The sequence below is a fragment of the Acidaminobacterium chupaoyuni genome, from assembly GCF_047936785.1.
GTDB classification, from domain to species: domain Bacteria; phylum Bacillota; class Clostridia; order Oscillospirales; family Butyricicoccaceae; genus Acidaminobacterium; species Acidaminobacterium chupaoyuni.
Map to the genome: position 1 here is coordinate 1,319,468 of NZ_CP176394.1, position 17,388 is coordinate 1,336,855.

At 49.2% G+C, this 17,388-nt stretch carries 14 protein-coding genes and 1 tRNA gene; 9 read left to right on the plus strand and 6 right to left on the minus strand.

Translation table 11 applies throughout. The features are described from left to right. Nucleotides 1-198 precede the first annotated feature (198 nt). The 5 genes from ACJA3I_RS06245 to ACJA3I_RS06265 all read left to right on the plus strand — a co-directional run bounded on the left by ACJA3I_RS06245 (nt 199) and on the right by ACJA3I_RS06265 (nt 6,113). On the plus strand, nt 199-459 hold the full coding sequence (locus ACJA3I_RS06245) for a metal-sensitive transcriptional regulator (protein ID WP_458861753.1): 261 nt from the start codon (nt 199-201) through the stop codon (nt 457-459). Nucleotides 460-486: 27 nt separating this feature from the next. After that, nucleotides 487-774 (plus strand): hypothetical protein, encoded by a 288-nt coding sequence (locus ACJA3I_RS06250; protein ID WP_458863858.1) that lies wholly within the window; start codon nt 487-489, stop codon nt 772-774. Nucleotides 775-800: 26 nt separating this feature from the next. Further along, nucleotides 801-3,110, plus strand: a complete 2,310-nt coding sequence (locus ACJA3I_RS06255; RefSeq protein WP_458863828.1) for a heavy metal translocating P-type ATPase — start codon at nt 801-803, stop codon at nt 3,108-3,110. Nucleotides 3,111-3,703: 593 nt separating this feature from the next. Beyond that, nucleotides 3,704-5,125, plus strand: coding sequence for an adenylosuccinate lyase (purB, locus tag ACJA3I_RS06260; protein ID WP_458863829.1), 1,422 nt, complete (start codon nt 3,704-3,706; stop codon nt 5,123-5,125). 175 nt (nt 5,126-5,300) lie between these two features. Beyond that, nucleotides 5,301-6,113: an alkaline phosphatase family protein gene (locus ACJA3I_RS06265; protein ID WP_458861754.1), complete on the plus strand. Its 813-nt coding sequence runs from the start codon at nt 5,301-5,303 to the stop codon at nt 6,111-6,113. 159 nt (nt 6,114-6,272) lie between these two features. On the opposite strand, the gene budA is transcribed toward ACJA3I_RS06265, so the two are convergent. Next, complete coding sequence (budA, locus tag ACJA3I_RS06270; RefSeq protein ID WP_458861755.1) at nt 6,273-7,010, minus strand: acetolactate decarboxylase; 738 nt, start codon at nt 7,008-7,010, stop codon at nt 6,273-6,275. A gap of 103 nt (nt 7,011-7,113) precedes the next feature. Here budA and ACJA3I_RS06275 point away from each other — a divergent pair, with 103 nt between their 5' ends. Beyond that, nucleotides 7,114-8,274, plus strand: coding sequence for a M20 family metallopeptidase (locus ACJA3I_RS06275; RefSeq protein ID WP_458861756.1), 1,161 nt, complete (start codon nt 7,114-7,116; stop codon nt 8,272-8,274). Between the two features lie 84 nt (nt 8,275-8,358). On the opposite strand, the gene ACJA3I_RS06280 is transcribed toward ACJA3I_RS06275, so the two are convergent. The 3 genes from ACJA3I_RS06280 to tdh form a co-directional block, all read right to left on the minus strand. Continuing rightward, the gene (locus ACJA3I_RS06280; protein WP_458861757.1) at nt 8,359-8,577 is read right to left on the minus strand and encodes a hypothetical protein; all 219 of its coding nucleotides are present in this window, start codon (nt 8,575-8,577) and stop codon (nt 8,359-8,361) included. Nucleotides 8,578-9,187: 610 nt separating this feature from the next. Next, entirely contained in the window at nt 9,188-10,369 is a 1,182-nt protein-coding gene (locus ACJA3I_RS06285; RefSeq protein ID WP_458861758.1) for a glycine C-acetyltransferase, read from the minus strand. Nucleotides 10,370-10,385: 16 nt separating this feature from the next. Then, on the minus strand, nt 10,386-11,435 hold the full coding sequence (tdh, locus tag ACJA3I_RS06290; protein ID WP_458861759.1) for an L-threonine 3-dehydrogenase: 1,050 nt from the start codon (nt 11,433-11,435) through the stop codon (nt 10,386-10,388). A 317-nt stretch (nt 11,436-11,752) separates the two neighbouring features. On the opposite strand from tdh, the gene ACJA3I_RS06295 reads away from it, so the two are divergent. The 3 genes from ACJA3I_RS06295 to ACJA3I_RS06305 all read left to right on the plus strand — a co-directional run bounded on the left by ACJA3I_RS06295 (nt 11,753) and on the right by ACJA3I_RS06305 (nt 15,630). Next, nucleotides 11,753-13,045: a S1C family serine protease gene (locus tag ACJA3I_RS06295; protein WP_458861760.1), complete on the plus strand. Its 1,293-nt coding sequence runs from the start codon at nt 11,753-11,755 to the stop codon at nt 13,043-13,045. A gap of 316 nt (nt 13,046-13,361) precedes the next feature. Continuing rightward, nucleotides 13,362-14,591, plus strand: coding sequence for an MFS transporter (locus tag ACJA3I_RS06300; protein ID WP_458861761.1), 1,230 nt, complete (start codon nt 13,362-13,364; stop codon nt 14,589-14,591). Between the two features lie 205 nt (nt 14,592-14,796). Next, nucleotides 14,797-15,630: a hypothetical protein gene (locus tag ACJA3I_RS06305; protein WP_458861762.1), complete on the plus strand. Its 834-nt coding sequence runs from the start codon at nt 14,797-14,799 to the stop codon at nt 15,628-15,630. Between the two features lie 28 nt (nt 15,631-15,658). Here the strand turns inward: ACJA3I_RS06305 and ACJA3I_RS06310 are convergent, their stop codons facing one another. Together ACJA3I_RS06310 and ACJA3I_RS06315 are read right to left on the minus strand one after the other, a co-directional pair. After that, the gene (locus tag ACJA3I_RS06310) at nt 15,659-16,738 is read right to left on the minus strand and encodes a DNA cytosine methyltransferase (RefSeq protein WP_458861763.1); all 1,080 of its coding nucleotides are present in this window, start codon (nt 16,736-16,738) and stop codon (nt 15,659-15,661) included. 358 nt (nt 16,739-17,096) lie between these two features. After that, a tRNA-Arg gene (locus ACJA3I_RS06315) sits at nt 17,097-17,173 on the minus strand. Nucleotides 17,174-17,388: the final 215 nt, after the last annotated feature.

Genomic DNA, 17,388 nt, shown 5'->3' on the forward strand with positions numbered 1-17,388 from the left:
TCTGCGTTTTTATAACCTGTTGCGCCGCGGGAAAACCCTCTTTTGCGGCAAATTTATTATATGATGAAACAAGGGGGGTGTCAATGGAAACCCCGCCAAAGAAAAGAAGAATAAAGGCCTTGACAGAAAGGCATGGGGGAAGTATAGTATAGACAGACCCCCTCCCGGGGGGGATGGGATAAAAGGAGGAAAAAAATTATGTCGAGTCATTATAATAAAGCGTTGGATAACCGTTTGGCCGCCATTGAAGGCCATGTGCGCGGGGTGCGCCAAATGCTGGCAGATGGAAAAGAATGCGAAGATATTCTGCTTCAGATCTCGGCCCTTTCCGGTTCCATCAACAAAGTGGGCAAACTGCTTTTAAAAGAGCATTTGAACCATTGTGTAAAAGATGGCATCGAGCAGGGGGATGTGGATGTTTTAGCGAGGTTTAATGCTGTGTTGGATAAATATTTGTAAAGGGAGGGATTACGATGATAAAAGCGCATGAAAGCGCGGAACATCACGAAGAACATGACGGCTGCTGCTGTGGCCATGAGCATCACCATGAAGAGCATGACGGCTGCTGCGGGCATGAGCATCATCACGAAGAACATGACGGCTGCTGCTGTGGGCATGAGCATCATCACGAAGAACATGACGGCTGCTGTGGGCATGAGCATCATCACGAAGAGCATGACGGCTGCTGCGGGCATGAGCATCACCATGAAGAGCATGACGGCTGCTGCTGCGGGCATGAACATCACCACGAAGAAGAACAGAAAGAAAATTTAAAAAATTCTGCGAAGACCACTGTTTTTATACTTGAAAATCTGGGATGCGCCAATTGCGCGGCAAAGATGGAAGCTAAAATCCGTCAGTTGCCTGGCGTAGAAAGCGCTGCGTTGACATATACCACAAAACAGCTGAAAGTGCAGGCGGCGGATGCGCCTTCCCTTTTGCCGCAAATACAGCAAATCTGTGCATCGATCGAAGATCAGGTAAAGGTAACGCTGAAAACCGCCGCCAAAGGCGAAACCACACAGGTTTACCTGCTTGAAAATCTGGGGTGCGCCAATTGCGCCGCCAAAATGGAACGCAAGATCAATGAATTGCCCGAAGTGAGCGGGGCGACTTTGACTTTCGCCACCAAACAGCTGAAAGTAACGGCTGTTTCTCAAGAAAAGCTGCTGCCGAAACTTCAAGAAATTTGCGCTTCCATCGAGCCGCAGGTGGTGGTCAAACAGCAGACTGCCCAAAAGCAGGATCCGAAAGAAGAGCAGAAAAAAGAAAAAAATGAACTGCTTTTGATTTTAGGCGGCGCTGCGCTGTTTTTGCTGGGCATTTTTTTAGAAAAAGGGAACCAAATGGCTTGGGCAACGGCCGCGTTCCTTTGTTCTTATGCCGTTTTGGGCGGAGAAATTTTATGGACAGCAGTGAAAAACCTGACAAAAGGCCATGTGTTTGATGAAAACTTTTTGATGAGCCTTGCCACCGTGGGCGCTATCGTTATCGGCGAATATGCGGAGGCCGTGGGTGTGATGCTGTTTTATCGCGTAGGGGAATATTTCGAACACCGCGCGGTGGAAAAAAGCAGAAAGCAGATCATGGATGCCGTGGATATGCGTCCCGAAGTGGTGGAACTGGCCGAAGGGCGTGTTATTCCCGCTTCCGAAGCGAATCCCGGCGACCTGCTGATCGTGAAGGCCGGCGACCGCATTCCGCTGGATAGCGTTGTGGTCGAGGGCGAAAGCCGAATCGACACTTCCCCCGTGACGGGCGAACCCGTGCCTGTGCGCGCGGCGGCAGGCGATGCGGTGATCTCGGGTTGTATGAACCTTTCGGGCGTGCTGAAAGTTCGCGTAGAAAAAAGTCTGGAAGAATCAATGGTCACCCGCATTTTGGATTCTGTGGAAAACGCGGCGGCCAGCAAGCCCAAGATCGATCGATTTATCACCAAATTTGCCAGGATCTATACCCCCGCTGTGGTGGCGGTGGCCTTGATAACGGCCATTGTGCCTTCGCTGTTTACCGGCAATTGGCATCATTGGGTCTATACCGCGCTTACCTTTTTGGTCATCAGCTGCCCCTGCGCATTGGTGCTGAGCGTTCCGCTCTCTTTCTTTGCGGGCATTGGCGCGGGCTCGAAAAAGGGCATTCTGTTTAAAGGCGGCGTCTCGCTGGAGGCGATGAAAAAAGTGAAAGCCGTGGTAATGGATAAAACGGGAACCATCACCAAAGGCAACTTCGAAGTTCAGAAAATTGTGTCGCTGGCCGATATCAGCGCCGATGAATTGCTGAAAGATGCGGCGGCATGCGAAAGCAGATCGAACCATCCCATCGCTGTGAGCATTCAAACGGCGGCAAAAAAACAGGGCATTGCTCTTGAAACACCCGACAGCCTCACCGAGACCGCGGGGCAGGGCGTTATAGCCCAGTGGGGCGGCGCAACATGGCTTTGCGGCAATAAAAAGCTTATGGAATCAAATGATGTAAAGTTAGATAAATTAACAGATGAAATCTATGGCAGTGAAGTGCTGCTGGCCAAAGATGGGCTGCTGATGGGTTATCTTGTGATTGCAGATACCATTAAAGAAGAAGCAAAAACAGCCGTAGAACAGCTGCACCGCGGCAATGTGGTCACCGCCATGCTTACCGGAGACGCGCCCCAAAGCGCGGAAGCCGTGGCAAGGGCCGTTGGAGTGGATGATGTGTTTGCGCGCCTGCTGCCGGAAGAAAAAGTCGAGCGGCTCAAAGAGATCCGCCAAAAATACGGCGCGGTGATGTTCGTTGGCGATGGTATTAATGATGCGCCTGTTCTGGCTGGTGCGGATGTGGGGGCCGCCATGGGCAGCGGCGCGGATGCGGCTATCGAAGCGGCGGATATCGTGTTTATGACTTCTTCGATGGAAGCCATCCCCGATTCTTTGGCCATTGCCAGACAAACCGGCGCGATCGCTATGCAAAATGTTGTGTTTGCGCTGGCGGTCAAGTTGCTGGTGATGGTTTTGGGCCTTGCCGGATATGCCAACATGTGGATGGCCGTTTTTGCCGACAGCGGCGTTGCCATGCTTTGTGTCATAAATTCGATTCGCATTTTATATTCTCACCGCGAGAAGAAAGCAAAATAGCGCCCCAAGCCGTGATCTGAAACCGGAGCGTGACTGCGATAAAACAGAAACTGCTGCAAATGATAAATCACTTGCAGCAGTTTTCTTTATTTTGCCTGTTTTACATGTGGTGTGATTGCACTTGCAGGGAACCTGATAGGCAAGATATTTTATCACCCCGCAAAATAAGCATGATCTTACGCCGGGCAACCGCCGGTTTTCTTGAAACTCTATGATATATTCCATATATGGTTTTGCCATACCGCGCGTTTTGTTGTTTTGCAGGAGCCCAAATGCAGCCGGAGCAAGCTTTTTTGGAACCGGCGATTGAAGCCACAATAAGACGGAAAGCAGGAAAGACAGACAGCGTGGAACCGATATTTTCGTGGGATACCCGCGGGTTTTTCTGGGGCAGGCGTTGCACAGGGCGCAAAGAACATGGTATAATAACTGCATAGCAGTTATTATACAGATTTTACAGCCCGCCTACGGCGATGGCCCATGCGGAGCGTTTGGATGCCGCGATGCAGAACAATAAAACAGAGGATGAAAAACCGCCTTTTCGGCGGTTAAGATATGCGAAGAAAGGGTGTACCGATTTGAACGATACAAGAATGTATGAAACCCCGCTGAATACCCGATATGCCAGCGACGAAATGAAGTTTTTATTTTCATCGCAATATAAGTTTTCCACATGGCGCCGCCTGTGGATCGCTTTGGCCGAGGCGGAACGGCAGCTTGGCCTTTCCATTACCGATGAACAGCTGGAAGAGATGCGCGCCCATATCGAAGATATCGATTTTGAAAAAGCCGCCGCTTATGAAGCCAAGTTCAGACACGATGTCATGGCGCATGTGCATACTTATGGCGAATGCTGCCCCAAAGCCCGCCCCATTATCCATTTAGGCGCCACTTCCTGCTATGTGGGCGATAACACCGATGTGATCATCATGCATGAAGGGCTGAAGGTGCTTTTGGCTAAATTGGTAGAGGTTTTAAGAAACCTTTCCGCCTTTGCCGAAGAATACCGCGAAATGCCCACCCTTGGGTTTACACATTATCAGCCGGCGCAGCCCACCACGGTTGGCAAACGCGCAACTTTATGGATCCATGATCTGCTGATCGATATTCGTGAAGTGGAGCATGTGCTTGAAAACCTGAAGCTGCTGGGTTCCAAAGGCACAACAGGCACACAGGCCAGCTTCTTAGAACTGTTCGATAATGATTACAGCAAGGTGCGCCGGCTCGATCAGCTGATCGCCGAAAAGATGGGCTTTGATGGCTGCGTTCCCGTTTCGGGCCAAACTTATTCGCGCATGATCGATTCCATTGTGCTGAACGCCCTTTCTCTGGTGGCGCAAAGCGCGGCGAAATTCTCGAATGATATGCGCCTGCTGCAGCATATGAAAGAGATGGAAGAACCGTTTGAAAAGAACCAGATCGGTTCTTCGGCCATGGCCTATAAGCGCAACCCCATGCGCTGCGAGCGCATTGCGGCGCTTTCGCGTTATTTGATGATCGATACTTTAAACCCGGCCATCACGGCGGCCACCCAGTGGTTTGAAAGAACTTTGGATGACAGCGCCAATAAGCGCCTGAGCGTGGCGGAAGCCTTCTTATGCTGCGATGCCATTTTGAATTTGTATATCAATGTTTCCGGCGGTCTGGTGGTTTACCCCAAAATGATCGAGAAACATCTGCGCGAAGAATTGCCCTTCATGGCCACCGAAAACATCATGATGGATGCCGTTCGCCGCGGCGGCGACCGCCAGGAACTGCATGAAAGCATCCGTGAGCATTCAATGGCCGCGGCCCGCCAGGTGAAAATCGAAGGCAAGCCCAATGACCTGATCGCCCGCATCGCCGGGGATGAAAGCTTTGGCGTAACGGAGGAAGAACTCAACGGTTTGCTTTCGCCGGAAAAATATATCGGCTGCGCGGCGCTTCAAACAGAAGATTTTCTGGAAAACTGCGTCAAGCCTGTTTTAACTAAATATGAAAAAATGCACGCAGGCGAGGCGAAAATCAAGGTTTAAACCCTTGTTCGGCGCCGATACGGCGGTCATCCGCTGACCTGAAAAATGCCTGAGCAACGCATTCGGCCAAAGGTTCTCTTTTGAAATGAAGTAAAATTCAGCGCAAGAGCAGCCGGCCGAATGCGTTTTTTATTTTGAATCGATCTATTCTAAAATAAAAAACGGAGGTATGGAAATGGAAAAGACAAATCGACTTTCACTGTGTCAGCTGGCGGGCATCGTGGCCCGGGCCATGGGCATCGAGCGCCCCAAACAGGCCCAGCAGCCCGATGAAACCTTATGCGGCCTTGTGGAGGATCTTTGCAAAGAACCGATCGAACGCACTTTGATTTATAATCCCGATGCGGTGGGGCAGTGCCTGGCCGAAAAATATCCCCAGTTGTTTGCTTCGGTTCGCCGCGAAACACAGCTGATCCTTCCGTTTCGCGCGGTGATGCCTTCTTACACCCCCGTTTGCTTTGGCACGATGTATACCGGGGCGCTGCCCGAAGTGCATGGCATTCGGGAATATGCAAAACCTGTCATTTCTATTGACAGCCTTTTTGATTCCGCGCTGCGCGCCGGCAAAAAGGTGGCCATCGTGGCGGTGGAAGGTTCCAGCATGGCGCATATTTATAACGACCGCGCGCTGGATTATTATATCATGCCCTATGATGAACAGGTGCGCGACCAGGCGCTCAAGCTGATCGAAGAAGATCGCTATGATCTCATCAGCGTCTATACGCAGGAATATGACGATGTGATGCACAGAACAGGCGTAGAAAGCCCCGAATCGATGATGGCGCTTCAGCATCAGATCGATATTTTTGAAGCGCTTACGGCAAAGATCCACCATTGCTGGAAGAATCACGCGGTGCTGTATACTTTTTCGCCGGATCATGGCATCCATCAGCAGGAAGACGGCCACGGGAACCACGGAACAGATCATCCGCTGGATCTGAACATTCTGCATTATATCGGCGTGCAGAACGCGGCGGTGAAGAAATAAGCGAACGATAAACGACAGAAAACGAAAGCGCCTGCGGCAAAATTGCGGTTAACGCAAGAATCGACCCGGAAAATTGTGTTGAAAAGCGAGTGGAACACAACTTTTCCGAGAACGATCTTGGTTTTCCGTTTTGCGGCAGGCGCTTACTTGCGCTTTTTTCTATTTATTCTTCTGTGATTCGCCTTCTACGCTTTTTGTTTCGCGGCTCAGGTCGCGATCTAAGGGAAGACACGCAAATTCGGGGTTTGTGGGAAGATGCAGAGCAAAATCCGTTTTCGGCAGCAGCTTCCACGCCAGCTCAGAAGCGGAAAGCTCTAAAATATGCCCGCCGCAGCTGCGGTCTTCCGATAAGAAATGAAGATGCCAGCCCGGCATATTGATGCCGCTGCAATAAGCGGGGAACCAGACCCCCACCACATTGCCGCGGATAGCCTCATAGAGGTGTTCCTGCTGGCTGGAAGCCACTTGGGGCAGTGTGAGATAGGGCTTTTGCTGTTTTGCGATACTGCGGATATGCATGAAGGGGAACACGCCATGGCTGTGCATCAGGTAAAAACAGTTTTTGTTGCCGCCCAAAGCGTCGATCTTTTCATCCAAAAGGGCTTTCAGCGCCTCGAAGGAAGGGATGGGCTGCGGGCAGTTTTCAAAAGAAACCGAGGGGTCATCTTTTCCCACGATGCAGAAAGGGGTGGTTTCGGAAAGTTCGGCGGGCTGAACGCGGCCGCTTGCCGCCGCGCGGTAGGCGGTGCCATCGCAGACGATCATCTCACCATCCATGCCGGTGAAGGTGCCGATGCCGAAATTGCCCATGGAAAGAACATGCGCGATCGTATCTGCGCTGTCGAAATTCCCCAGCATCAAAGCGTTTAAGGTGGAAACTTGATAAAGCCGATTCATAAGGCAACTCTCTTTTCATATGATTTATGATTGCATTGTAATCGTAAAGAAGGTAAACTGTCAATAGGACATTATTATTGGCGAAGGAAAGGGAGAATAGCATATGCATGAAAATACGCTCAGCCGGGAATATTGCGGCGATCTTTTAAAAACGCTGGTGAGGATGGATACCTGCCAGCCGAACCCCGGTGAAGAACGAATGGTCAAGCTGCTTGCCGGGCTTTTCCCGGAAACAGCCGAGAAAAAAATAATCCGCCACGGCGAAGGCCGCGCCAGCCTGATCGTTCGGCTGCCGGGCGAAGCGCGGGGCGGCGTTGCCTTTGTGGGGCATATGGATACAGTGGCCTGCGGCGATGAAACCGCGTGGAAATATCCGCCGCTGGAAGCAAAAGAAGAAAACGGCGTGATTTGGGGCCGCGGAACGGCAGATATGAAAGGCGGTCTGGTTTCGATGATCGCGGCTTGCCGCTACCTGCTGGAAAGCGGCGCAAAGCTGAAAAAAGATATCGTTTTGTGTTTCACGGCTGATGAAGAAGTGGGCGGCCTGGGCGCTCTGGCCGTGGCAGAAGAAGAAACTCTGCATCAGGCGGAAACCGTCATCGTGGCGGAACCCTCCAACGAGAATATCGGCATTTGCGAAAAGGGCGCTTTGTGGCTCAAAATCAGCGCCGTGGGCGCGCTGGCTCATGGTTCGCGGCCTGAAATCGGCGTGAACGGCGTAGAAAAATTGATGGAATTCGAGCGCCGCTTCCGCAAAATCGTGCCGGTCAGCGAAGAACATGTCTTTTTGAACCACACCACCATGGCTGTCACAAAACTGAACGGCGGCATTATGACGAATGTCATCCCCGCAAACGCTGTGATGGAAATCGATATGCGCACTCTGCCTTCGGTCAGCCATGACAAGCTGCTCACGCAGGCCGGCGATATCTGCGCGGAAATGATGAAAGAATGCCCGAAGCTTTCGCTGAAAGTGGAGATCATCAACAACCGCCCTGCGGTGGAAGTGGCGGCGGATCATCCGTTTGTGGAAGAGATGAAGGCGGCCTGTGAAAAAGCGGCCATCACGCCCGTGGTAAAAGGGCTTTATTTCTATACCGATGCTTCCCAGATCATCCCCAAAACAAAAGCGCCTTTTGTGATCTTTGGGCCGGGCGAAGACACCATGGCCCACCAGTTCAACGAGCATATCGAAATCGATTCGATGGTTCGGGTGGCCAAAGCTTATGTGGAATATATGAAGGCTGCCGGTATCGCGGAATAAAAGCGGCAAATAATTGAAAATGAAAAACGGTTCGCGGCCAAAGGCCGCGAACCGTTTATTTTATAGTAAAAACGCAGAAAGCAGTTATTTTTTGGCGAACTTCTTTATGATAAAATCGGCCAGCAAATTGACGGCCAGAAAAACGGCGGAACACAGCAGGAAGGTTCTTGCAAGCTGAAACCAATTTAAGCTTCCTTCGGAAATACCGCTAAAAGAGGTGATTACCCGAAAATAAGAAAGAAAGGTAATGATTCCGCCAAAGGCGAGGGCACGAAAAAAATGACGAGAGAAAGAATCTTTCATAAAAACCTCCTGATGAATTGAGCCTGCCAAAGAATCTTTAGGCAGTATGCTATGAGTGCGAAGCAGCAATGGTATAGAGTGGCCGGCGCCGTAGGCGGGCCATAAAATTTATATAATAACCGCTATGCGGCTATTATACCATGAGTGCGAAGCAGGAATGGTATAAAGTGGCCGGCGCCGTAGGCGGGCCGTAAAATTTATATAATAACCGCTATGCGGCTATTATACCATGAGTGCGAAGCAGGAATGGTATAAAGTGGCCGGCGCCGTAGGCGGGCCGTAAAATTTATATAATAACCGCTATGCGGTTATTATACTTTGGATTCGCTCTGCCGTCAATCAAGGGAAAAAGAACTCTGCCGCGATGAATAAAGAATGGTTCTCAAAGAAACAGGGAGATCGTTGAAAAATCATATGCGAAGCATAGAGGATTGGTTGAGGCCGATCAAAAAGCAGAGAAAAATTTTTATCCAAAGGAAAGAGGAAGAAAAACTGCCGCAGGCATATAATAAAACAGCGGCCACAGGTTCCTGTGACCGCTGTTTCTTTTGAGGAACAGTCAGGCGCGAACGCCTTCTGTAAATAGCAGTAATGTAACAAAGAGAAAAGGTTAGATGCCCATTTCTTTCTTAACTTCTGCGAAGCACTTGATGGCGAAATCCAGATCTTCCTTGGTGTGTGCGGCAGAGATCTGTGTACGCACACGGGCTTTGCCCTGGGGAACGACAGGATAGCAGAAGCCAACCACATAAACGCCCTTTTCCAGCATACGGGCCGCAAATTCCTGAGCGACCTTTGCGTCATAGAGCATGACAGGCACGATGGGATGGGTGCCTTCGGGAATATCAAAGCCCAAAGTTGCCATCTTCTCACGGAAGTATTTGGTGTTCTCGTGAACTTTATCACGCAGAGCGGTGGATTCTGTCAGCATATCAAACACTTTGCAGCTGGCGGCGGCGATTGCCGGGGCCAGAGTGTTCGAGAACAGATAGGGGCGGCTGCGCTGGCGCAGCAGATCGACGATTTCCTGGCGGGCACTGGTGTAGCCGCCGGAAGCGCCGCCCAAAGCTTTGCCCAATGTGCCGGTGATGATATCCACACGGCCCATTACGCCGCAATATTCGGGTGTGCCTTTGCCATGTTCGCCCATGAAGCCAACAGCGTGGCTGTCATCGACCATGACCAAAGCGCCATATTCATCGGCCAGATCGCAGATGCCCTTCAGGTTGGCGATAAAGCCATCCATCGAGAAAACGCCATCGGTGGCGATCAGCTTGATGCGCGCGTCTTTTGCGGCTTCCAGCTGTGCTTTCAGGTCTTCCATGTTGTTGTTTTTATAACGGAATCTCTTTGCTTTGCAAAGGCGAACGCCATCGATGATGGAAGCGTGGTTGAGTTCATCAGAGATAACGGCGTCTTCCGCTGTCAGCAGGGTTTCGAACAAACCGCCGTTGGCATCGAAGCAGGAAGAATAGAGGATGGTGTCATCCATGCCCAGGAAAGTGCTGATCTTCTTTTCAAGATCCTTATGCAGCTGCTGTGTGCCGCAGATAAAACGAACGGAAGACAGGCCGTAGCCCCATTTATCATAGCTGGCTTTTGCGGCAGCGATGACTTCGGCATTGTTGGAAAGGCCCAGATAGTTGTTGGCGCACATATTGACAACATTCTTTGTTTTTGTGGTGTCAATGCGGCTGTTTTGCGGGGTGGTGATGAAACGCTCGTCTTTATAGGTGCCGGCTTCGCGAATGTCAGCCAGCTGCTGTGCATAGATCTTCAATGCTTCTTTCATGAGAATCTCCTCCTGATTATTTCTTTGTTGTCCAATCCAGAACGACTTTGCCGGAATTGCCGGAGATCATGGCAGCAAAGCCCTTTTCAAATTCGGTGTAATGATAACGATGGGTGATGATGGGCTTCAGATCCAGGCCGCCCTGAACCATTGCACTCATCTTGTTCCATGTAGCAAAGATCTTGCGGCCATAGATGCCCTGGACGCACAGACCCTTCAGGATGATGTCATCCCAGTTGATCTTGGTGTCGGGGCCCTGCAGACCAAGCAGAGAAACCTTGCCGCCGTTGCGCATGGATTTGAGCAGCTGGTTGAGGCCGGGTGCGCTGCCGGACATTTCAAGGCCCACATCAAAGCCTTCTTTGATGTTCAGCTTTGCATAATAATCGGTCAGCTGTTCTTTGGCAACATTCACCGCCGCGTCTGCGCCCATTTTTCTGGCCAGATCAAGACGATATTCGTTCACATCGGTGATAACGACATTGCGTGCGCCCGCATATTTGCAGATGGCGACCGCCATAACGCCGATGGGGCCTGCGCCGGTGATCAGCACATCTTCGCCCACCAGATCCCACATCAAAGCGGTATGGGTGGCGTTGCCGAACGCATCAAAGAAAGAAACCAGATCTTCTTCAAGGCTTTCATCAATGGGCACCACATTGGTGGCGGGGATGCAGAGATATTCGGCAAAAGCGCCGTTGCGGTTCACGCCAACGCCTTTGGCATTGGGGCACCACTGGCCATTGCCTTCGCGGCAGTTGCGGCAGGTGCCGCAGATAATGTGGCCTTCGCCTGTAACACGCTGGCCCACATGATAAGCTGTTACGCCCGCGCCCAGCTCGGCGATTTCGCCCACATATTCGTGGCCGGTCACGAGGGGAGGCTTAATGTTTGCCTGGCTCCAGGGATCCCAGTTATAAATGTGAACATCTGTGCCGCAGATCGCGGTCTTGTGGATCTTGATCAGAACTTCGCCGGGGCCCGGTGTGGGAACAGGAACCTGCATCAAAGTCAGTCCTTTTGCGGCTTCGGTTTTAACAAGCGCATCCATCATTTTTGCAGACATTACTTTCATCTCCATATTCATAATATTAAAATGGGTTTTTAATCGTTGCGGGCCATAGACCCGATATTTTTATTATAGCAGTGCGCTTTTTACTTTTCAATCACTAAATGATAAAATTTTCAGACGATTTAATAAAAATGTGCGTGTATTGAAGACAAAATATCGCGTTGAACGGTCAAAGTTGTGCAAAATGTGAAAAAACGGAAGAAAGCGCAGGATAGAACTTTTCTCGTTTACAAAATATTTTATTTTTTGCAATTGCATTTTCATATTTTTAAGGGATAATATGCCTGTAGAAACAAAAAGGAGGAATCCTCATGGATGATAAACAATTTGGTGGATTTGAAAACCACGACGGCGAAAATCAAAATACAAACGGTGAACAATATTCTTTTCAGATTCGGCCTGCTTCCCCGGAACAGATGACCGGCGGCGCAAACGGCTGGAATATGCCGCAGGCGCAGGCGCCTGAGCAGCAGCACTACGATTATTATGAAGAAGCGCAGCAAAGAAAAGCAAAAAAATCGCATCGCCAAAAGGCCGTTGCCAAAACAATAGGGCTTGTGGCGCTGACGGCGGCGGTTTCGGTTGGTTCCACCTTTGGATATTTACAATACAGCGGCGTTCTGAACCAGGCTTCCAATTCATCCGGCAGCGGCGCAACAACCAGCAAAGTCGTTTATCAGCCCACCTACAGTGAAAATTCTTTAACCAACGCGCAGATCTATGCGGATAATGTGGCTTCGGTGGTGGCCATCACCTGCCAGACCCCCACAGGCAGCGGCGTCGGCACCGGCATCATTTATAAAGAAGACGGTTATATCATCACCAACGACCATGTGGTGGGCGATGCGCTGAGCATCACCGTTAAAACCTATTCGGGCGATGAATATCAGGCAAAGGTCGTGGGCAGCGATGAAAAAAGCGATATCGCCGTCATCAAGATCGATGCTAAAAATTTAAAGGCAGCCACTTTCGGTGATTCCGATGAGATCGTTGTGGGCGAGCCCACCGTTGTGATCGGCAACCCGCTGGGTCTTGAATTCGCCAACACCATGACACAGGGCGCCATTTCTTCCACAAGCCGTGAAATCGAAATGGGTTCTTATATCATGAAAGTCATCCAGACGGATGCTTCCATCAACCCCGGCAACAGCGGTGGCCCGATGTTCAACAGCCGCGGCCAGGTCATTGGTGTGGTGTCTTCCAAAATCGTTACTTCAGAAGCGGTGGGCATTGGCTTTGCCATCCCCAGCAACACCGCGCTCAAAGTAGTGGATGATTTCATTCAATATGGCGCTGTGCAGGATCGCGCGATGCTGGGCGTTACCGTTCAGGAGATCAACGATTATTATGCCGCCATGCAGAATGTGAAGGCGGGCGTCCGCGTGGAAGAAGTGACACGCGGCGGCGCGGCGGAAGAAGCCGGCATTCAGGCGGGCGATTATATCCGCAAATTCAACGGAAAAGAAATCACCAGCATTTCACAGCTCAATTATGAGAAAGATAAATATAAAATCGGCGATACCGTTGACATCGTGTTAGAGCGCAACGGAAAAGAAGTTACAGTGAAGCTCGTGCTGAAAACCGCACAGCAGGTCAAAAGCTGATAGCGATAACCGGTTTGAAAGCCGCCGCGAAAATGATTCGCGGCGGCTTTTCTTATGCGGTTAAAAAAGACCACCAACATAGAAACGGCAAAACGGTTTGCCGTGGTTAAAAAACAGAGAAGTTTTTTAACGCCAAAGCCTGAAAGCGATTGCAGGGGCTCTTGTCCAAAATATAAAGTTTAGAAGCTAAATATTGTGTAAATTGACAGGGTGTGCATCTCTTGATTATCTGCTACAATTACAATGTCAAAAATGGGGAAAGCGCATGAAAAAGCACCCCATGTTTCGGCAGAGCTGAATGAAGGGGAAGAAAGAGATGGATGAGTTTTGTAAAAAGCTTGGGATGAAAAAGCAGCTGTTGTGGTTTTTTATTCTGGTGGCTGCGGTGGCGCTGGGCAATGGCCTGAGCGATTCGGTTTATGCAAACTATTTTAAAGAGGTCTATCATATTAACGCCCAGCAAAGGGCCTTTATCGAATTCCCACGGGAACTGCCGGGGCTTCTTTGCGCCATGGTCATTGCGGGGCTTTCTTTTTTGGGCGATTTAAAAACAGCGCTGGTGGCGCAGGTGCTTGCGGCGGCCGGCTTGTTGGCGCTGGGTGTTTTCACGCCCAGTTATACGGTGATGCTGATTTTTCTGTTTGTCAATTCCATGGGGATGCATACTTTTATGCCGCTTTCCGATTCCATCGGCATGTCGCTGGCTGAAAAAGATCGCATCGGCCAACGCGTGGGGCAATATGCCAGCGTGAAAACAGCGATGGGGTTTGTGGCGGGGCTGATCGTGTTTATCGGTTTCCGCACAGGGCTGCTTTCGTTCCACACGAAAATTAAATGGGTGTTTTTGCTGGGTACGGCGGCTTTTTTGTTTGCCATTTTTGCGGCCGCCGCGCTGATCCGCAGCCACGCCGCGCAGGAAAACACCTATCATAATAAACCGCGGTTTGTTTTTAGAAAAGAATATCGTTATTATTATATCTTGACGGTTCTTCACGGCGTTCAAAAACAGATTGCCTTTGTCTTCGGGTCGTGGGTCATTGTGGATCTGCTGCGCAAAGGCGCCGATGTGATGAGTCTTTTGACCATCACAGGCAGTTTTTTGGGCATTTTCTTTATGAATTATCTGGGGCGATGGATGGATCGCTTTGGCATTAAAATAATGATGTATGCCGACGCCCTGAGCTTTATTGTGGTTTATGTGATCTATGGGTTCGTGGTTTGGGCGCTTTCCTCTTCACTTTTGCCGGGGAACGGCTGGCCGGTGATGATCGTTTATCTGCTGTTCGTATTGGATCGCTTATCGATGCAGATAGGCATTGTTAAATCGGTTTATTTAAAAAGCATCGCCGTTTCGCCCAATGATGTAACAGCGGCCTTATCCACGGGCATCAGTCTCGATCATATCGTTTCCATCGTGGCGGCGCAGTTCAGCGGCATGATCTGGGTTTCCTGGGGGCCGCAATGGGTGTTTTTCTTAGCGGCGTTTTTCTCGCTGGGCAATTTGTTCGTCGCCTGGCGCATCCCAAAAGAAACAAAGTGCGTATAAATCTTTTAAACTGAAAGAAAAAGCGTGAGAATCAAACAAACGATTCTCACGCTTTTCTAATGCGAAGAAAGATCAGCGCAACAGGCGGTAACGGGCGGAAGATTGCGAATTGAGTGGGGGAAGGTTATAATGGTAAAATAAAACAAACGGCGCTGCCTGCAAAAACAAGGAGAGCCGATCGGTTTGAAGAGGGAAGTGTTTGAAGATGGAACATAGAAACAGAGCCCAGGGATGGAAACACGCAAAGCTTTCCGGGCATAAAAATGAAGAATTGGTCAGAAATTTATTGGATCGTGATGAAAGATATGCAGCCGATTTTTTGGATAGGCTTGGTGATGCCGGGCCGATAACGGCAACAACAGTGGGCGGGCTGCATGAAACAAATGTCGAAAGCATTCTTGGAGGAAGAAAAACCAAATCGAAAACCGATTTGAAAATCTTTTTGAAAAACGGTGAAAACATCAATATATCCATCAAAAAAAGCTTGGGAGGGCAAGTCTATTTTGTAAGGGCCGGGCTTTTTATCGCAACTTTCCAAAAACAGTTCGGGCAGGAAATTCCTGCCCCTGTGCAGCGGGCAATAAAGCTGTTTTGGGCCGCTGCCGATGATGCGTCTGACATTATCAGGCGCTATGCGGCGAAAGATAAAAATTATGATCTGCAAATCAGGCATAGAAGCCTCAATGCAGACACTTTGCGGGCCTATGATCCCGATCTGTATGAAGATTTATTGCTGTGGTTTCAAAAAAACGCTGGTAAGATCGCAATGTTATGCTTTGCAATGGGCGCTGTAAAATCACAAGCGGAATGGTCAGATTTTATTTGGTATATCAATCTGCTGGATGAAAACGATGTGGATGCACTCTTTTCGATTGAAGAACTTTGTGCAGCCACACAGCAATTTGCACAGCGCGATACTTTTTATGGCCTGACCAATGGCGGCACAACGATTCAGCTGCCTTTTGGGTTTGTGCAGTGGCACCAGTCTCAAATGCAATTTCATCACAGCTATGATAAGATTTCAAATATGCTGGGCTGATATCATGAATTTTATAAAAAGAGGAAGATCAGTGATCTTCCTCTTTTAGCATTTTCAGCATTTGATTAGCGATTTGGATAGACAAAAGCGGGGGAACAGCGTTGCCGATTTCAAGCTTTTTCATGCTGTCGGAACCGTAAAAGAGGTAATCATCCGGAAAACTTTGAAGCCTTGCACCCTCGCGGATACTCATTGCCCTGGAATCTCTGGGATGAATGCATCTTGAAGAAGAAGGGCAGGCAAAATTTCGCGTGATGGTGGTGGAAGGCTTTTCCCACCAAAGCTTGGCATAAGTGTTGCCATAGCCGCTTTTCGGGCGGATATCTTCGGGCAGATCATCTTTGCATTGCCCGTCTTTCAAAGCTTGCATGATTTTTATCAGATGAGCTCCGTTTTTGGGGGCTTTATGCTCGGTCAAACCGCCGGAATGACAACGGACGAATTTCAAGAAATCATTGTCTGGCTCTTTGAGATAAGAAGAAGCTTCTTCTCCGCTTTTTAAAACGGGAAGATCAGAAAGCGCATCTTTTAAACTGACAAGCGGCAGCTTGTTTTCGCCATGAGTTTCGGCAGGATAAACATAAGGGCGGCGACCCAGAGAGCCTACAAGAATCACGCGCTCGCGGCGCTGGGGCACGCCATAGTTGACCGCGTCAAGGGTCTGATATTGAAGAGTATATCCGAGCTCTTTAAATTCTTCGCAAACTGTTTTGAAAAGCTTGCCATGGTTCATGCTTAATATGCCAACCACATTTTCAAAAATAAATGCTTTAGGTTTTAAAATAGACAGGACTCTTTTATATTCAAGGAATAAATTTGCCCGTTGATCCAATTGACGTTTTCCTAAAGTGGAATAAGACTGGCAAGGGGGGCCGCCCACGACCAGATCAAGGCCGGAAGAGCCGGCCATCGATTTGAGAGAAGCTTCACTTAAGTCTCGAATATCGCAATGATACATTTTGACATGGGGATGGTTCAGGGAATAAGCGGCCGCAATATCTTTTTCAATTTCGTTCGCCGCAATGATTTCAAAGTTTTCATTGTTTGCAAAACCGTAGCTTAATCCGCCGACCCCGCAAAACAAATCTATCACATGATATTTTTTCATTAATTTTCTCGCCTTCGATAGGTAAGTTCAATTGATATGGATTTAAAGGTATTGATGCCCGCATCTGCTGTAAGGAATGATACAAAAATGCAGGCAGCAATACAATAACAGTATAGCATAGGCAGTTCGGAAACATCAACATTTTGATGCGTGAAAACACGCGCTGCTGTTTTGAGCCGAGGCCGTTCAGGCCATACAATAACAGCAAAATAAAAAGGAAACGATCTTTTAAATGATCTCTGAAAATATAGCTTTTTTCATCATAAAAAACGATGTTTATACAAATAATCTTGCGTCGAGTATATCACAGAGTTGGACATAGAAAAAGCCATACCCCCCTTGACGGAAGATATGGCTTTGGTACGCCCGGTGCGATTCGAACGCATGGCCTTTGGAGTCGGAGTCCAACGCTCTATCCAGCTGAGCTACGGGCGCATATGGAACGGTTAATACTATACCATATTGAGAAATAAAAGTAAAGGATAGAATTTGCCCCGAAATTTTGCGGGGGTGAACTTTTGTTATGTTTGCAATGCGTGAAAATTGTGATATAATAACCGCAAGCGGTCATTATATGCGCAGCATTCGCGATAGAATAAACCGCAAGCTATTCTTTATTAAAAAGAATGGCCGAACCGCTTTATCGCTCA

Coding starts and splice junctions, on each gene's coding strand:
- ACJA3I_RS06245 (WP_458861753.1), top strand. CDS start 199: ATGTCGAGTCATTATAATAAAGCGTTGGATAACCGTTTGGCCGCCATT.
- ACJA3I_RS06250 (WP_458863858.1), top strand. CDS start 487: ATGAAAGCGCGGAACATCACGAAGAACATGACGGCTGCTGCTGTGGCC.
- purB (WP_458863829.1), top strand. CDS start 3,704: ATGTATGAAACCCCGCTGAATACCCGATATGCCAGCGACGAAATGAAG.
- ACJA3I_RS06265 (WP_458861754.1), top strand. CDS start 5,301: ATGGAAAAGACAAATCGACTTTCACTGTGTCAGCTGGCGGGCATCGTG.
- budA (WP_458861755.1), bottom strand. CDS start 7,010: ATGAATCGGCTTTATCAAGTTTCCACCTTAAACGCTTTGATGCTGGGG.
- ACJA3I_RS06275 (WP_458861756.1), top strand. CDS start 7,114: ATGCATGAAAATACGCTCAGCCGGGAATATTGCGGCGATCTTTTAAAA.
- ACJA3I_RS06280 (WP_458861757.1), bottom strand. CDS start 8,577: ATGAAAGATTCTTTCTCTCGTCATTTTTTTCGTGCCCTCGCCTTTGGC.
- ACJA3I_RS06285 (WP_458861758.1), bottom strand. CDS start 10,369: ATGAAAGAAGCATTGAAGATCTATGCACAGCAGCTGGCTGACATTCGC.
- tdh (WP_458861759.1), bottom strand. CDS start 11,435: ATGTCTGCAAAAATGATGGATGCGCTTGTTAAAACCGAAGCCGCAAAA.
- ACJA3I_RS06295 (WP_458861760.1), top strand. CDS start 11,753: ATGGATGATAAACAATTTGGTGGATTTGAAAACCACGACGGCGAAAAT.
- ACJA3I_RS06300 (WP_458861761.1), top strand. CDS start 13,362: ATGGATGAGTTTTGTAAAAAGCTTGGGATGAAAAAGCAGCTGTTGTGG.
- ACJA3I_RS06305 (WP_458861762.1), top strand. CDS start 14,797: ATGGAACATAGAAACAGAGCCCAGGGATGGAAACACGCAAAGCTTTCC.
- ACJA3I_RS06310 (WP_458861763.1), bottom strand. CDS start 16,738: ATGAAAAAATATCATGTGATAGATTTGTTTTGCGGGGTCGGCGGATTA.